Here is a 14,445-nt window from a genome sequence, read left to right on the forward strand (position 1 = left end):
GGGTGGTGGGGTTCCGCCCGATCAGGAGACCGGGCGGGGTGCGGCGGTGCTGCCGCGATCGGTGAAGACGGGTGGGATGAGGCGCACGACGTGCGGCGCCTCCTCGGCGAGGCGATGCTCGATGCGGGCCACGAGCTGGGCGACGGCGAGCCGGCCGAGCTCGCCGGCCGCGCTGTCGATCGCGGAGTACGGCAGCGAGAACGTGCGGGCGAAGTCGTCGGAGTAGCGGCCGATCACCGAGAGGTCGCGCGGCGACCGGAGGCCGCGTTCGGTGAGCACGCCGGGGAGCGCCGCCGCGGCGGCCTCGTTGTTGAGGAGCAGCCCGGTGGCGCCGGGGTGCGCGTCGAGGATCGCGTCGAGCTCGCGGCCGATCTCCGGCTGGCCGGATGCCGCGAAGCGGGCATGCAGGGTGATCCCCCGCTCCTCGGCCTGCTGCCGGGCGGCGTCCGCCAGGCGCCACACGTAGGCGCCGCCGCGGGCGACGACGTGCTCGGGCTGCGACACGAGGATGAGCTCGCGGTGCCCCAGCGCATGCAGGTGGTCGACCATGACCCGGCCGACCGCCGCGAAGTCGTGGTCGAACACGTCGACCCCTGCCGTGTCGGCCGGGAGCCCGACGAGCGCGCCCGGCTGGCGGGCGTCGCGCAGCACGGGCAGCCGGTCGTCGTGCTCGGCGACGTTCAGCAGCACGAAGCCGTCGACCATGCGCGAGTCGGCGAGCCGGCGCAGGGCCCGCACGCCGTCCTCCTCCGAGACGAGCAGGGTGTCGTAGCCGAGGTCGCGCGCCCCGTCGGTGACGCCGAGGATGTACTGCATCATGGCCGGCGCGAACTCGTCTTCGAGCACGCGCGCGAGCAGGCCGAGCACCTTCGTCTGCGAGGTCGCGAGCGCCCTGGCGCCGGCGTTCGGAGTGTAGCCGAGCCGCTCGACGGCGGCGGCGACCCTGTGCCGCACCTCGGGCGAGATCGCCCGCTTGCCCGACAGCGCGTACGACGCCGTGCTCCGCGAGACGCCCGCGACGCGCGCGACGTCGCCGATGGTGACCATGCGATCGACCTCCGTTGTCGAACCGGTTCGAAAGCGAACGCGTCCGACCATAGCGAGCCGTGAATCGCACCGCAACCCTTTTCGGTGGTTTTCGGTTCGCCACCGATCGCTGCCGCATTCTGGACCGAAAGGCCTCTCTCACCATCGGCCTCCACCGGCGACGTGCCGTCACCGAATATCCTGACCGCGTGACGTCATCGCCGAGCGCATCGCGCAGTCCGCTTCGCATCGTCCTCATCGTCGTCTGGGTGCTCGTCGCCGTCGCCTCGGCGGGGGCGATCGTGCTCGGCGCCCTGACCGCGGCGCTGAGCGGTGCGGGCTTCGACACGAGGTTCTCGAACCCGACGCCGCTGTTCATCCTGGTCATCGTGGTGAACCTCGCGGCGGGGGCCTGCGGCATCCTGCTCGGCGGCCGCTGGTGGACCGCCCTGCTCGTCGCCGCGCCGGCGCTGCTCTTCCTCGCGAACCTGATGCTCAACGGGCAGTGGGTGTCGACGATCCTCGTCCCGAGCCCGCTCGTCACGATCGTGGGCGTCGTGCTCGTGCTGGCGCTGCCGCGTCGGCGACGCCCGGTCGCCCCGGCCTGAGCGGCAGCCGCGGCATCCGCTGACGTCGGTGCACGGATGCCGCGGCGCCTCGGCCGATCGGCCGATGCAGTCGGACCGCACGGCCGATGCGCCCGCCGCCCCGCCCGCGCGACCATCGACGCATGACCGCCACCACCACCGCAGGCCGCGTGACGCGGCGCACGCGCAAGCGCCCCGAGTGGCTCGCGCCCGCGGGCCTCATCGTGCTCAGCCTCGTCCCGATCGCCGCGGGCGCCTTCCGCCTCACCGACCTCACGACCGGCGGCACCGTCACGCCCGAGAACGCCCGGTTCTTCGCCTCCCCCGTGCCCGTGATCGCGCACATCATCGGCTCGAGCGTGTTCCTCCTCCTGGGTGCGCTGCAGTTCGCGCCCTCGCTGCGGCGGCGACGCTGGCATCGCATCTCGGGACGCATCGCCGCGCCCGCCGGCCTCGTCTCGGCGCTGTCGGCGCTCTGGATGACGCTGTTCTACGCCATGCCGGCGATCAACGGGCCCGGCCTCTACGTGATGCGTCTCGTGTTCGCCACGGGCATGGCGGCCGCGATCGTCGTCGCGTTCATCGCGATCCGCCGCGGCGACGTCTCGACGCACAGCGCGTGGATGACCCGCGCCTACGCGATCGGGCTCGGCGCCGGCACCCAGGTGTTCACGTTCCTGCCCTGGACGCTGTTCTTCGGCGCGCCCGACCAGTTCGTGCACACGGTGCTCATGGGCGCGGGCTGGGTCATCAACCTCGCCGTCGCCGAGGTCGTGATCCGACGTCGAGCGCGCGGCACGCGGCGGCCGGGCACGCGGCGGCCCGCGCCGTCGGCGGTGGCCGGTGCCCACCTATCATGAGGGCATGACGAGCCCCGCCCGGGCGCTGTGGGACGCGCCGCCGGCGTCCCCGCCCCCGCCGCGCCGGGTCTGGCGGGACTGGGTGCTCGTCGCCGCGATCCCGCTGCTCGCCCTGCTCGAGGCGCTGCTGCGCACGGATGTCCCGTGGCGCTGGCTCTGGGCGATCCTGCTCATCGCGCTCGTGCCGACGCTCCTGTGGCGGCGCACCCGCCCGTTCACGATGCTCGCCGTCGCGTTCGGCGTCGGCACGATCGTCAGCGTCGCGACGGGCGGCGACCCGCAGCTGTTCACGACGGCGTACTTCCTGCTCCTCGTCTACGCCGTGTTCCGGTGGGGCTCTGGCCGCGCGATGCTCGGCGGCGGGGCGCTCGTGCTCGGCGGCAGTCTGCTCTCGCTCGTCTCCTCCGCGCCGACCGCTGCCGACGTCATCGGCGGCCTGGCCGTGGTCGTCACGACGGGAACGCTCGGCGTCGCGTTCCGCTGGCGCGCCGGCGCGCGGGCCCGGGAGCTCGACCGGATGCGGCTCCTCGAACGCGAGCAGCTCGCCCGCGACCTCCACGACACGGTCGCGCACCACGTCTCGGCGATCGCGATCCAGGCGCAGGCGGGAACCGTGGTCGCGCAGGGCGATCCGGCCGCGGCCGTCGACGTGCTGCGCGTCATCGAGGGCGAGGCGTCGCGCACGCTCGACGAGCTGCGATCCATGGTGCGCGTGCTCCGGCGCACGGATGCCGCGGACCGCGCACCGACGCCCGGCTTCGACGACCTGCGGCGGCTCGCGCGATCGGATGCCGCGGGCTCGGGCTCCACCCCCGGGCCCACGGTCGACGTCCAGGTCGACGGCGACGTCGACGCGTTGCCTCCCCCGGTGTCCGCAGCGGTGTTCCGCCTCGCGCAGGAGGCCGTGACGAACGCGCGCCGGCACGCCAGGAACGCGACGCGCGTCGACGTGCACGTGCGGGTCGACGGCTCCGGCGTGCGACTCGACGTGCGCGACGACGGGGAGCCCGCGGCATCCGCTGCACCCGGCTACGGACTCACCGGCATGGCCGAGCGGGCCGACCTGCTCGGCGGCACGTGCGAGGCCGGCCCGGCGCCGGGCGGCGGGTGGGCGGTCACCGCGGTGCTGCCGCGGGCAGGATGGGCGACATGACCGTGCGCGTGCTCATCGCCGACGACCAGGAGCTCGTCCGCACGGGGTTGCGGCTCATCCTCGACGCGCAGGCCGACATCGAGGTGGTGGGCGAGGCGGTCGACGGCGCCGAGGCCGTGGCGCTGGCGCGCGGCATCCGGCCCGACGTGTGCCTGTTCGACATCCGGATGCCGGTCATGGACGGCCTCGAGGCGACCCGCGAGCTCGCCGGGCCCGACGTCGCCGACCCGCTCCCGGTCGTCGTGATCACGACGTTCGACCTCGACGAGTACGTCTACGAGGCGCTGCGCTCGGGCGCCCGGGGGTTCCTGCTGAAGAACGCCGGGCCGACGCTGCTCGCCGAGGCCGTGCACGCGGCCGCGCGCGGCGACGCGCTCATCGACCCGAACGTCACCGTGCGGCTCATCGCGGCGTTCGCCGGGGCCGGCCGCGGCCCTGGCGGCGCGGCCGGTGCCGGCGGCTCGACTCGCGACAACCGGCCGGCCCGCCCGTCGTCGCCGCTCACCGATCGCGAGGAGGACGTGCTCGCCGGGGTCGCCCGCGGCCTCGGCAACACCGAGATCGGGCAGGAGCTGCACGTCTCGCTCAGCACGGTGAAGACGCACATCGCGAGCATCATGGCCAAGATCGGCGCCCGCAACCGCGTCGAGCTCGCGATCTGGGCGCACGAGCGGCGGCGGTAGCGGCCTCGGCCGGCGTTCGTCGGGCGCGCGTCGGGCGCGCGTCGGCCGCGCGTCAGCCGCGCCTCGGCGCGCCTCGGCGCGCCGATTGTGCGCGGCGCCGAGTCGGAGGATCCTGAATCCATGAGCGACCGAGACGACTTCCTGGCCTGGGTGGACACCGCGCTCGTCGACGCCGAGCGCGCCATGCTCGACGGCGACGAGGGCCCCCGCAAGGAGATCTGGTCGCGTGTCGAGCCCGTGAGCGTGCTCGGCGCGTGGCGCAATGCGGTGGGGCGGGACCAGCTGGTGGAGGCCTTCGAGGTGCTCGCCATGGTCTTCTCGGACTGCACGGACTACCAGATGGACCTGATCTCGTTCGACGTCGTCGGCGACATGGCCTACTCGGTGGGCTACGAGCGCTTCACGACCTCGATCGACGGGGAGCCCCGCACGATCACGCTGCGGGCCACGCAGGTGTACCGCCGCGAGAACGGCCAGTGGCGGGTGGTGCACCGCCACGCGGACGGCGTCGGCGACCACCAGCCGTGACGGGCGCGGCCGACTCTCCAGGGTGAGAGCCGGCCGCGATCGCTGGGCACTTGGGCACCGCGTGCGTCAGGCCGACGCGCTCCCCCACTCGAAGCCGTCGGGGTCGGTGAACGAGCCCGCGTCGCTGTTGACCGTGATGCGGTGCGAGCCGCTGCCCGCTTCGGCGATGCCCGACGTCTTGGCAAGGGCGCGCCGCTTGTAGAGGCCGAGTCCGATCGGGCTCTCGGGCGTCGCGAAGTCGACGTAGCTGCCGAAGCTCTTCGCGGTCGCGAGCCCGCGGTCGCCGTAGAACCGCTTGCTGGCGCCGACGTCCTCGACGCCCAGCAGCAGCACGATGTGCTCGAAGTCCTTCGATGCCGGGCCCGAGTCCTTCTTCGCCGACGTCGCGAGGTTCCAGATCGCGCCGTCGGGCGCCTGCACGACCCCGCCGACGCCCCAGAGCGACTTCTCGACGGGCTTGAGCACGGTCGCGCCGGCCGCGACGGCGGCGTCGAACAGCGTCCGCACGTTCGCGGGCTGCGAGGTGACGAGGGACATGGTGTAGCCGCGGAAGCCGGTGCTCGCGGCATCCGCTCGACGTGTGCGAATGCGGTCGGCGCCCAAGCCGAACGCGTCGGCGTAGAAGCGCTGGGCCGCCTCGGGATCGGCGGCCTCGAGCGTGATGGAGTCGATGGCGGTGATGCTGGTGGTCTGCGTGTTCATGTCCCCGACGCTACGCCGGGCGCGTGACGCCGGACTTCTCGATTCCTGCTCGATCGCGACCGGGCGACGATCGCGTCGATCAGTGCGTCGCAGCCCAGTTCTGCAGCACGGAGAGGCTGATGCCCGACTGCGTCGTGTTCTTCGGCAGCCCGAGCGACTTGGCGACCTGGGTTGCGGAGCATCCGCCCGTGTCGACCACGGTGATGCCCGCCGTGCGGTTCGCGCCGTCGGCGAAGAATCCGGTGGAGCGCGCGTAGTAGCTTCCGGCAGCCGGCTTCTTCACGCTGTCGGGAAGGGTCGTGCCGGCGCACTTGTCGGCGGAGTCGGCGACTCCGTCACGGTCGGAGTCGGTCACGACCGGCGTGGTGCCGCCGCCTCCCGAACCACTCGAGCAGGTGAACGACCAGGTGAGGCTGGTCGGGCGGGTGCCGGCCGCCTCGAGCGACCAGCCGAAGTTGTACGAGCCGTCGGCGGGCGCGGTGAACTTCAGGCCCGACGTGGCGGGAGCCTCCTCGAAGAAGATCCCGTTCCCACCGACGCTCAGGATGATCATGTCGCCCTCGCGAGCCGGCGAAACGGTGACGCCGATCGCCTCGCCCGCCTTCAGCCCGACCGAGTTGACGGCGACGTAGTCGCCCGTGACGGTTCGACCGGCGAAGTACGCGCAACTGTAGGTGGCCGTGGTTGCAGCGGTGGGTCCGGGCTTCGCCGCGGATGCCGGGGCGACGGCGGTCGTGGCGGCCAGGACGAGTCCGAAGACGGCTCCGAGGGCGGCCAGCCCCGTGGTGCGTGCACGTGCTCGCATGGGTGTCTCCCTTGCTCTCCGGTCGCGATGCCGTGGTCGACATCGAACCCGTCGAGCGGGCGCGACACATGGCTTTTCCTATCAGACCAGCCTGAATGCCGCCAGAGCGCATGCCCATCGGGGTACATTGCCACGGTCGGATGGGGTACACGTCGGGCCGGTGGCGAGCGGATGGAGCCCACGTCGGTCGAGGGGCGCCGCCGGAGGCGACGCGTATCGAGAACGGACATGCTGCCAGAATCACGAAGGGCATCCGAACGGAGGAGTTCATGCAGGACGACGACTACGTCGAGCAGGCGCTGCAGCGCGATCCGAAGGTCGCGGACGAATGGCTGCGCCAGAACAACCTGATGTACGGCGGCCTCGTCGGCATCTGCGTCGTGCTGGTGCAGCCGTTGATCACGGATGCCGCGCCGTCGCCGCTCGGGCTCGCGAGCATCGTGCTGTTCGCGATCGCGATCCCGCTGCTCGCCGCGCTCATCGTGCTGAACTGGCAGGAGCTCTACCGCCACCGCCTCGCGACCTCGCGCACGGTGACCGTCGCCCGGTCGCTCGCGATGGGAGCCGCGATCGCCGGCATGGTGACGACGTTCTGGGACGTCAGCTGGATCGCCGGGGCTGCGCTGCTCGTGACCGCGTTCGTCGCGATGTTCGTGCACAGCGCGGGCTATGTGGGCGTCGAGGGGATGCTGCGGTGGGGGCGCTGGTCGGCTGGGCCCGACGCGGAGGGCGGCGCCGCGGCATCCGCTGAGCCTGGCCGATCGGCTGGGCCGGCTCACCCGACAGCAGAGGAAGCCCCGTTCACCATGTGCTGCCTGCTCTGGGCGCAGCCCGGGCTCGAGGACGATCTCGTCGCCTACGAGGATCGCGTGCTCGCGCTGCTGCCCGACTACGGCATCGAGGTGACGGAGCGCATCCGGAGCGATCGCGGGCCCCAGCGCCCGGTCGAGGTGCAGCTCTACCGGGTGCCGGGCCAGGCGCTGCTCGACGCGTACCTCGCCGATCCGCGGCGGCTCGAGCTCGCCGCCGAGCGCGATCGGGTTGTTGCGCGGACCGAGCTGTTCCGGGTGTCGAGCCCCTAGCGGCATCCGGCACTTCGGCACTTCGGCACTTCGGCACTTCGGCACTTCGGCACCCGCGAGGGCACCCCGGGTGCTCACCGCGACGGGTCGAAGGTGCTGTTCATCCGGATGAAGAGCCGGTTCTTCTTCGTGTTCTGGAACGCGGCGCACTGCCAGCGACCATCGCGGCGCAACATCGTGAAGGTCTGCACCTTGTCGATCGGGATGCGTCGCTTGCCGATGCCGCCCTCGGTCAGCACGACCGCGACGTCGTCGCCGATGGGCCGCACCGAGATCACTCGCATGCGCATGCGGCTGCCCTTCTGCCACTTCTCGAACACCGGCACATGACCGCGCTCGATCGCCTCGCGACCCGCGTAAACGATGCCCGCATAGATCACGTAGGTCGCATCGTCCGTGAACTCGTTCGCGTAAGCGGTGGCGTCACCGGCATCCCACGCGGCACTGACGCGTGCCAACGCGGCTTCGATCGTGTCCGGCGTGGTGGTGGTCTGGTCCATGTCATCTCCCCTAGAGTTATCTGCGTACATGCATTAGTTGCACACATGCAGATACTATCGGAGGGCAGCGAACATGGCAACGGACGACCTCGAGCGCCTCTCGGCCGGGTACCGTCGCTACCTCGCGGCGATCGTGATGTTCCACCTGGCAGCTGCCGACGAGGTCGGCATCGGCGCGACCGATTACCAGGCGCTGAACGTGCTCGACGTCGACGGGCCCATGACGAGCGGCGAGCTGGCCCAACGCCTCGCGCTCAGCACGGGCGCCACCACTCGCCTCATCGACCGACTCGAGGCGTCGGATGTCGCGCGGCGCGTGCCCGACCCTGCAGATCGGCGGCGCGTCATGGTCGAGGCGACCGGCCGCATGCCCGACGGGATGGCGGAGGTGCTCGCCGGCGTCCGCGAGCCGGTGAGCAAGGCGTTCACGGGCCTCGATGAGCACCAGCTCGAGGGACTCGCGACGTACCTCGCCACCGCAACGGACGCCTACCGCGCGGCCGCGCGCGATCTCCGCGCTCGATCCTGACGCGAACCGACGGATACCCGGGGCGCGAGGCGGCGCGCACGCGGGTCAGAACCGGGCCGGGAAGCTGAGGAGCACGAGGAACCCGCCCACGGCGATGGCGCCGGCCAGCCCGAGCATGACCCAGGCCGCGACGTGGTGGATGTCGCGCTGGGCCATCGCGGTCAGGAAAAGCACCAGCGCGAACAGCACCGTCAACAGCGAGTAGTTGTCGCCCCGCTCGGTGTACTCGAGCGCGTCCGCGAACCTCGCCTCGGCGTAGGCCGAGCGCTCCACCGCTTCCTCGGTGCCCGGCGGCACGTACTCGGCCATCGAGAACGGCCCTGGCTCAGCCATCCCGTCGGCCTGCCAGGCGTCGAACGCGACGCGGAAGTGCGGCGTGAAGCGTTCCGCGATCTCGTCAGCGAGCACCCGGTCGCCCTGGGCCGTGGCCGTCACCCACTCGGCGTAGATGATCAGGTCGACCACCCGGGCCTCACGTGCCTGGTCGTCGGCATCGGTCGCCTCGACCCGTGCGGTGGATGCCTCGGCGAACGCGATCGACCGCTCTCCGCTCCACTTCGACGCCTGGAACCCGCACCAGGCGGTGAGGATGGCGGTCACCGAGAGCATCGCCACCGCGACGATCTCGATGAAGGGCCGGTGACGCCAGCGCGACACCCGCGCCGGTGGCTCGGCTGTCGGGGCGGCCGTGGCCGAGTCCGCCGATTCCTCGCTCATCGGTACCCCTTCGTCGCCGATCCCGACACGGGCTGCAGCTCACACTGGCACAGCCCGCCGCATCCCCACCACCGTCCCGTTCAGCCGCTCGGCCGTGCGACGACCCTGATTCAGCCGACGGCGTCGCCGCTCGACGCAGCGGTCGAGTAGACGGCGAGACGTCCACGCAGGGAACCGGCGTGCAGCTCGAAGAGGTGGCCGTCGTGGTCGTGGAAGTAGATGGAGTCGCCCTCGCCCTCGACGCGCGAGCGCGGCGGTCGGACGTCGAGCCCGAGCCCCGTGATCGTCTCGCGCAGGGCCGGCAGGTCGTCGCGCCGCACGTGGAACGCGACGTGGTTGTAGGTGCGTGGCAGCGCAGTGTCGCCCTGCATGATGGCGACCCAGGTCGCGGCGTCGCCCTCACCGATGAGGAAGAAGCGCTCTTCCGAGAGCGAGAAGGTGTCGCTCCCGCTGTCGTAGACCCGAACGGCGCCGAGCACGGCCACGAGCACCTGCTCCATGCGATCGAGGTCGCGCACGATGAAGGTGACGTGGCTGAGGCCGCTGCTGCTCATCCGATCACGCTACCGCTGGCGACGCGAGGGGATCACCGGCGCGACGGCGACCGACGCTCGCGGATCGGCGCCTCGGGGTCGACCGCCGCGAGCGCCGTCTCGAGTGCCTCGGCGAGCCGTCGCAGCCCGTCGGAACCGACAGGCGCGAACTCGCGGTCGATGGCCGGCAGGTACGCCTTCGCCCCCGCGAGGAAGCGGCGGCGCCCGTCGGCGGTGAGCACGGCGAAGGCCGAGCGCCGGTCGTCGGGGTTCACTTCGCGGGCGACGAGACCGGCCGCGACGAGGTCGTCGACAAGCCGACTCACACGGGTGCGACTGAGCACGACGCGCTCGGCGAGCTGGCCCATGGTGAGCCGGCCGCCCGCGTCGTTCAGCTCGAGCAGCACGTCGTACCAGCTGAGCGGCAGTCCGCCGTCGCTCGCCACGGCACGCTCGAGTCGCGGCAGCACGGCGGCGTGCAGCCGCAGCAGGGACTCCCAAGCTCGTTCGGCATCACTCGGCATGGATCGACCCTACCACTTGCGTGCGTGCGCACACATATGTCATGCTTGCCGTGCCGCAAATATGTGCGTCCGCACACACTTGAAAGGACTTCGCGCATGACCACGCTCCTGCACATCTCCGCGTCCCCTCGCGGCGACGCCTCGCATTCGCGCGCGATCGCCCGCACCTTCGTCGAGGCGTTCGAGCAGGTCGCGCCGGACGCATCCGTCGACCACTGGAACCTCTGGGACGGATCGCTGCCCGACTTCGGCCCCGACGCCGCCGGCGCGAAGATGCGGGTGTTCGCCGGCGAGGCACCGCAGGGCGCTGAGGAGCTCGCGTGGCACCGCGCCCGACTCGCGTTCGAGCGGTTCGCCGCCGCCGACCTCTACCTGTTCAGCCTGCCGATGTGGAACTCGGGCGTGCCCTATATCGCGAAGCAGTTCATCGATGTCGTCAGCCAGCCGGGCTGGGTGTTCGGATTCGATGGCGAGACGGGCTACACGGGCCTGCTCGAGGGCAAGCGCGCCGCGGTCGTCTACACCAGCGCGGTCTACGGTGACGAGCGGCCGCCGGCGTTCGGCAGCGACTTCCAGCAGCCGTTCTTCGACGGCTGGCTGCGCTGGGCGGGCGTGCACGAGATCGACTCGATTGAGTTCCGGCCGAACCTCGCCGTGGGAGATCCCGAGCCCGGGCGTCTCGCCGCGCACGCCGAGGCGCGTCGCCTCGGGGCTGAGTTCGCGCGCGATGCGCGGGCGGCGGCGGCCTGAGGCGACGAAATGTTCCCGTCACCGACATATCGTGGAGGTGCTGCAGTCGTCTGAACCCGGGGCGGCCCGCGATGTGCGGGAGCATCGCACCGGATCGAAGAGGAGATTCGATGTCCTTCGCTACTGACCGTAGCTCGCGAGTATCACGACGCAGACGCCGAGCAGCACGATGGGCGCCGCGGCGAGGCTGATCAGCGCGCCGACAGCGTAGGAGCGCGCGGGCTTCCAGAACATCAACCCGATCCCGGCGAGCAGCACGAGGAGCCAAGGGAGGATGGGCCAGGGGAACGCACTCCCCGCGAAGACGAGATTCAGTGTGAGGAGGAAGCCTCCGACGGAGATCGCCGTGCCGGCGACGATTCCGATGACCAGGGGCCATCCCCCGATCTTGCCGCTCCGGGACGAAGCGTGCGCCGCGACATCCGCCGCGATGGTCTCACCGGATGCGCCGACATCCGGCCGGGGCTGAACGTGCGAGGTCCACTGCGCACCATCCCACCAGCGGATCGAGGCCGGATCCTGCGGGTCGGGGTACCAGCCGGCGGGGACGCTGTCGCTCATCGTCGAACCTCTCGTGAAGGGATGCGCTGAAGGGGGACGGGTGGTGGGGCGTCGTGAGCGGTTCCTGGAACGGGTGCGGGCAACCGGAAGCGGTCATGGCGGACCATCCAGAGGATGCGCGCGAACAGCACGGGCAGCGTCACCAGCAGGAACAACTGCGGCCGGGTCAGGTCCATCCACGCCACCTCGTTGCCGCGAACGAACTCCACGATGAAGCGGAGCACGCCGTACGCGGCGATGTAGAGGGTGAGGGTCTCCCCCGCGGCGATCGGGCGGTGCCGCAGCCAGAACCAGAGCAGCGCGAACGCGAGCGCATGGAACGCGATCTCGTAGACAAAGCTCGGATGCAGCGGCACCCCGGCCGGCCCGCCCGTGTATGCCGCCGCATCCGCGTCGAGCACGATGCCCCATCCAGCGCCTGTCGGCGTGCCGGGCTTCTCGGTGAGGAGGCATCCGATCCGGCCGATAGCCATCGCGACCGCGACGGCCGGAGCGAACAGGTCGCCCGTGCGGTCGGGGTAGCGGACGATGCGCTTGGCGACGTGCACTCCCAGCCAAGCACCGACGAGCGCCGAGAGCATCGAAGCGTTGCCGTAGGCGAGTTGGTCGATGAGGCTCAGGTTGTGTGTCGGGTCGAGGTGCTGCGCCCACGTGCCGAGCCGCGCCAGGACGGCCGCGCCCGCAAGTGCCCCCAGCATGACGTACCAGACCCGGTCGTCTGATACGCCGCGACGGCGCTTCTCGAAGACGAACACGACACCGCCGGCCAGCAGCCCGAGCGCGACGAACGCGGAGTGCGTGTCGATCGGTGGCAACCAACCGGCGAGATCCTGCAGCGTCGGGAACATGATCAGCCCAGCACGTGGATCCAGAGCGCGATCCAGAACGGGATCGCAACGGCCGACGCGACGGCGAGCACCGTCAGGTAGGCGAGCACGAGGCGGGTGTCGCCGAGCTTGCAATGGGACCGCAGCAGCCCGGCGCGGCGCGCCCGGGCATAGCCGGCGATCGCGATGACGCTGAATGCGAGCACGGCCACGGGCCCGAGCACGCACGCGATCAGCGCGACCGTCGTGAAGACGCACAGCCGCAGCGGGTCGAACGGCGGCGCCGGGTCGCCGACCGACTCGTCGTAGCGATTGAGGTCCGCATACCCGCTCATGCGACGGTCACCGGCAACTGGGTGCGCCCTGTGGCGCGCACCGGGCTGAGGCGCTCGGGTTGCACCTGCGTGCCGGTCGCGGTCGAGAGGCGCGTCCGGCTGAGCGGTGCCCAGGCCTGCACGGCGCAGAACGGGGCGCACTGGTGCGCGTCGGTCGTCTCGTTGACCGTGGCGACGTGCACGCAGCACTGGGTGAGGCGCTCCTCGATCATCGTGTTGATGTCCATGAACGGCTTCACCGTGATGCGCAGGACGCGCTCGCCCAGCATGTTCCGCAGTCGCTGGTGCTGGCCGGGAAGCTGCGACGCGGCGAGCGTCGCCAGCGTGCCGATGCCCAGGTCGCAGGCCTGGCAGATGTCGCGCCAGATGTCGGACATCGATGGATGCGACAGCGACGACTGCTCGCTCAGCAGGTCGAGGAGAGAGCTCTTCACGACCTCGCGTATCCGCTTGTTGACCTGTGAGTCGGCGATCCGGTTCGCGATCAGGTCGGGTTCGAGGTCGAGGAACTCCTTGAGCCGGTCGTGCCCGATCAGTCCGACCAGCGACTTCCAGTCGCCGGAGTCGTCCTTGAGCAGGTAGCCGACCGAGCAGCAGTGCGGATGGCTGCACGGCAGTGCGGTGAGGTCGTGCCAGTTCACCTCGCCGTCGGTCTGCGGGCCGAGGCGCGCGAGCACGCCCGTGTGGGTGAGGCGGTCGGTGGGATCGATCCCCGCCGAGCGGCCCGATCCGAACACCGGCTGGATCGTGACGCCGCCGACGAACGGCGTCGCCATGGCTCGGTGGATGACCGCCCCGATCTCGCCGTCGTTGACCCCGAGTGCGGCGGTCATGGTCAGGGTGGTGAAGACCCCGGCTGCCGAGAGCCGCTCGATCGCGCGCTCCTTGAAGCGGCGGATGTCGGCACCGCGGTGGTACGCCGACGCCTCCTTCGACTCGCCGTCGTACTGCAGATACACCTCGACGCGCTGGCGGTGCTTCTTGAGCACCTCGACGAATGCGTCGTCCTGGGCGATCCGCAGCCCGTTCGAGTTGAGCAGGATGCGCACGACCGGCCGGGCGACGAGGTGCTCGAGAAGCTGCTCGAGCCAGGGATAGAGCGTCGGCTCGCCGCCCGAGAGCATCAGCACGTCGATGCGATTGTTCTCGCGCGCGAGACGCGCGTCCACCGACGCCAGGACCTGGGCGAGCGGTGCGATCGCGGATGCGGCAGGGCTCGACTCGGCGAAGCACGTCGGGCACCGCAGGTTGCAGTGGTCGGTGATGTCCTGCAACAGGATGCACGTGTGCTGGGTCTGCATCTGCGGCAGGCCGTCCTCGTACGCCGACGGCACCGGCTTGAAGTTGCCGATCGTGTCGGGCGAGTGCACCTTCGTCGGCGCAGTCCACTGCTCCAAGTACGTCAGGATCTCGGCCGACTCGTCGTACATCGTGCTGATCATGCCGTGGTCGGGGCATCCGCGCTCGAGCCAGACCCGGCCATCGCGGTCGGCGAGCCAACCGGAGAGCCGTCGCACCTCCGACAGCGGGCGATCCGGATCCTCATCGTGGCAGCGCGGGCAGAACGCGTTGACGTAGCGATGGATGCGGTAATCGCGCAGCGGCATCCCGGCACCTGCGGCCTGTTTCATGCGCTCACACTAGGGCGCGTCGAGGGTGTGGTCGGTGAGTCCTGGGTACGTGTCGCGCGATGTGATGTCCGATCAGGTCTGGGCCGTGATCGGCCCGGCCACAGGCCAACGA

The 14,445-nt window shown here is 71.1% G+C and carries 19 protein-coding genes; 8 read left to right on the forward strand and 11 right to left on the reverse strand.

Annotation, left to right across the window (positions count from 1 at the left end; translation table 11 throughout):
• Positions 1–21 precede the first annotated feature (21 nt).
• A complete protein-coding gene (locus tag FYC51_RS03670; RefSeq protein ID WP_148732309.1) occupies positions 22–1,047 on the reverse strand; it encodes a LacI family DNA-binding transcriptional regulator in 1,026 nt (341 codons plus the stop codon).
• 188 nt (positions 1,048–1,235) lie between these two features.
• Between FYC51_RS03670 and FYC51_RS03675 the strand changes: the two genes are divergently transcribed.
• The 5 genes from FYC51_RS03675 to FYC51_RS03695 all read left to right on the forward strand — a co-directional run bounded on the left by FYC51_RS03675 (position 1,236) and on the right by FYC51_RS03695 (position 4,837).
• A complete protein-coding gene (locus FYC51_RS03675; protein WP_148732310.1) occupies positions 1,236–1,634 on the forward strand; it encodes a hypothetical protein in 399 nt (132 codons plus the stop codon).
• 122 nt (positions 1,635–1,756) lie between these two features.
• Complete coding sequence (locus FYC51_RS03680) at positions 1,757–2,473, forward strand: DUF2306 domain-containing protein (protein ID WP_148732311.1); 717 nt, start codon at positions 1,757–1,759, stop codon at positions 2,471–2,473.
• A 4-nt stretch (positions 2,474–2,477) separates the two neighbouring features.
• A complete protein-coding gene (locus FYC51_RS03685; RefSeq protein ID WP_148732312.1) occupies positions 2,478–3,626 on the forward strand; it encodes a sensor histidine kinase in 1,149 nt (382 codons plus the stop codon).
• A complete protein-coding gene (locus FYC51_RS03690; protein ID WP_148732313.1) occupies positions 3,623–4,309 on the forward strand; it encodes a response regulator in 687 nt (228 codons plus the stop codon). Before FYC51_RS03685 ends, FYC51_RS03690 begins: the two co-directional genes overlap by 4 nt.
• A 120-nt stretch (positions 4,310–4,429) precedes the next feature.
• On the forward strand, positions 4,430–4,837 hold the full coding sequence (locus FYC51_RS03695) for a YybH family protein (RefSeq protein WP_148732314.1): 408 nt from the start codon (positions 4,430–4,432) through the stop codon (positions 4,835–4,837).
• A 66-nt stretch (positions 4,838–4,903) separates the two neighbouring features.
• Here FYC51_RS03695 and FYC51_RS03700 read toward each other — a convergent pair whose 3' ends face one another.
• Positions 4,904–5,539 (reverse strand): VOC family protein, encoded by a 636-nt coding sequence (locus FYC51_RS03700; RefSeq protein WP_222863197.1) that lies wholly within the window; start codon positions 5,537–5,539, stop codon positions 4,904–4,906.
• A 79-nt stretch (positions 5,540–5,618) separates the two neighbouring features.
• A complete protein-coding gene (locus tag FYC51_RS03705; protein ID WP_148732315.1) occupies positions 5,619–6,344 on the reverse strand; it encodes a hypothetical protein in 726 nt (241 codons plus the stop codon).
• Positions 6,345–6,613: 269 nt separating this feature from the next.
• On the opposite strand from FYC51_RS03705, the gene FYC51_RS19530 reads away from it, so the two are divergent.
• The gene (locus FYC51_RS19530; RefSeq protein WP_238476197.1) at positions 6,614–7,426 is read left to right on the forward strand and encodes a hypothetical protein; all 813 of its coding nucleotides are present in this window, start codon (positions 6,614–6,616) and stop codon (positions 7,424–7,426) included.
• 74 nt (positions 7,427–7,500) lie between these two features.
• On the opposite strand, the gene FYC51_RS03715 is transcribed toward FYC51_RS19530, so the two are convergent.
• Positions 7,501–7,926 carry an SgcJ/EcaC family oxidoreductase gene (locus FYC51_RS03715; protein WP_148732316.1) on the reverse strand — a complete coding sequence of 142 codons (426 nt, stop codon included), beginning with the start codon at positions 7,924–7,926 and terminating at the stop codon, positions 7,501–7,503.
• A 73-nt stretch (positions 7,927–7,999) separates the two neighbouring features.
• Between FYC51_RS03715 and FYC51_RS03720 the strand changes: the two genes are divergently transcribed.
• Positions 8,000–8,455, forward strand: a complete 456-nt coding sequence (locus FYC51_RS03720) for a MarR family winged helix-turn-helix transcriptional regulator (RefSeq protein ID WP_148732317.1) — start codon at positions 8,000–8,002, stop codon at positions 8,453–8,455.
• A 45-nt stretch (positions 8,456–8,500) separates the two neighbouring features.
• On the opposite strand, the gene FYC51_RS03725 is transcribed toward FYC51_RS03720, so the two are convergent.
• The 3 genes from FYC51_RS03725 to FYC51_RS03735 all read right to left on the reverse strand — a co-directional run bounded on the left by FYC51_RS03725 (position 8,501) and on the right by FYC51_RS03735 (position 10,229).
• Positions 8,501–9,172, reverse strand: a complete 672-nt coding sequence (locus FYC51_RS03725) for a hypothetical protein (protein WP_238476198.1) — start codon at positions 9,170–9,172, stop codon at positions 8,501–8,503.
• A 110-nt stretch (positions 9,173–9,282) separates the two neighbouring features.
• Positions 9,283–9,726, reverse strand: a complete 444-nt coding sequence (gene fosX, locus FYC51_RS03730; RefSeq protein WP_148732318.1) for a FosX/FosE/FosI family fosfomycin resistance hydrolase — start codon at positions 9,724–9,726, stop codon at positions 9,283–9,285.
• Between the two features lie 32 nt (positions 9,727–9,758).
• Entirely contained in the window at positions 9,759–10,229 is a 471-nt protein-coding gene (locus FYC51_RS03735; protein WP_148732319.1) for a MarR family winged helix-turn-helix transcriptional regulator, read from the reverse strand.
• Between the two features lie 96 nt (positions 10,230–10,325).
• Between FYC51_RS03735 and FYC51_RS03740 the strand changes: the two genes are divergently transcribed.
• On the forward strand, positions 10,326–10,979 hold the full coding sequence (locus tag FYC51_RS03740; protein WP_148732320.1) for an FMN-dependent NADH-azoreductase: 654 nt from the start codon (positions 10,326–10,328) through the stop codon (positions 10,977–10,979).
• Between the two features lie 120 nt (positions 10,980–11,099).
• On the opposite strand, the gene FYC51_RS03745 is transcribed toward FYC51_RS03740, so the two are convergent.
• From FYC51_RS03745 to FYC51_RS03760, 4 genes are read right to left on the reverse strand one after another with little or no spacing between them, the layout of a single operon-like run.
• A complete protein-coding gene (locus tag FYC51_RS03745) occupies positions 11,100–11,540 on the reverse strand; it encodes a DUF2510 domain-containing protein (RefSeq protein ID WP_148732321.1) in 441 nt (146 codons plus the stop codon).
• On the reverse strand, positions 11,537–12,388 hold the full coding sequence (locus FYC51_RS03750; protein ID WP_148732322.1) for a prolipoprotein diacylglyceryl transferase: 852 nt from the start codon (positions 12,386–12,388) through the stop codon (positions 11,537–11,539). The genes FYC51_RS03745 and FYC51_RS03750 overlap by 4 nt, the downstream gene beginning before the upstream one ends.
• A gap of 2 nt (positions 12,389–12,390) precedes the next feature.
• Positions 12,391–12,702: a hypothetical protein gene (locus FYC51_RS03755; protein WP_148732323.1), complete on the reverse strand. Its 312-nt coding sequence runs from the start codon at positions 12,700–12,702 to the stop codon at positions 12,391–12,393.
• Positions 12,699–14,333 (reverse strand): radical SAM protein, encoded by a 1,635-nt coding sequence (locus FYC51_RS03760; protein WP_238476199.1) that lies wholly within the window; start codon positions 14,331–14,333, stop codon positions 12,699–12,701. The genes FYC51_RS03755 and FYC51_RS03760 overlap by 4 nt, the downstream gene beginning before the upstream one ends.
• Positions 14,334–14,445 lie beyond the last annotated feature (112 nt).

Origin of the sequence: Agromyces mariniharenae, from assembly GCF_008122505.1 — a bacterium.
GTDB lineage: Bacteria > Actinomycetota > Actinomycetes > Actinomycetales > Microbacteriaceae > Agromyces > Agromyces mariniharenae.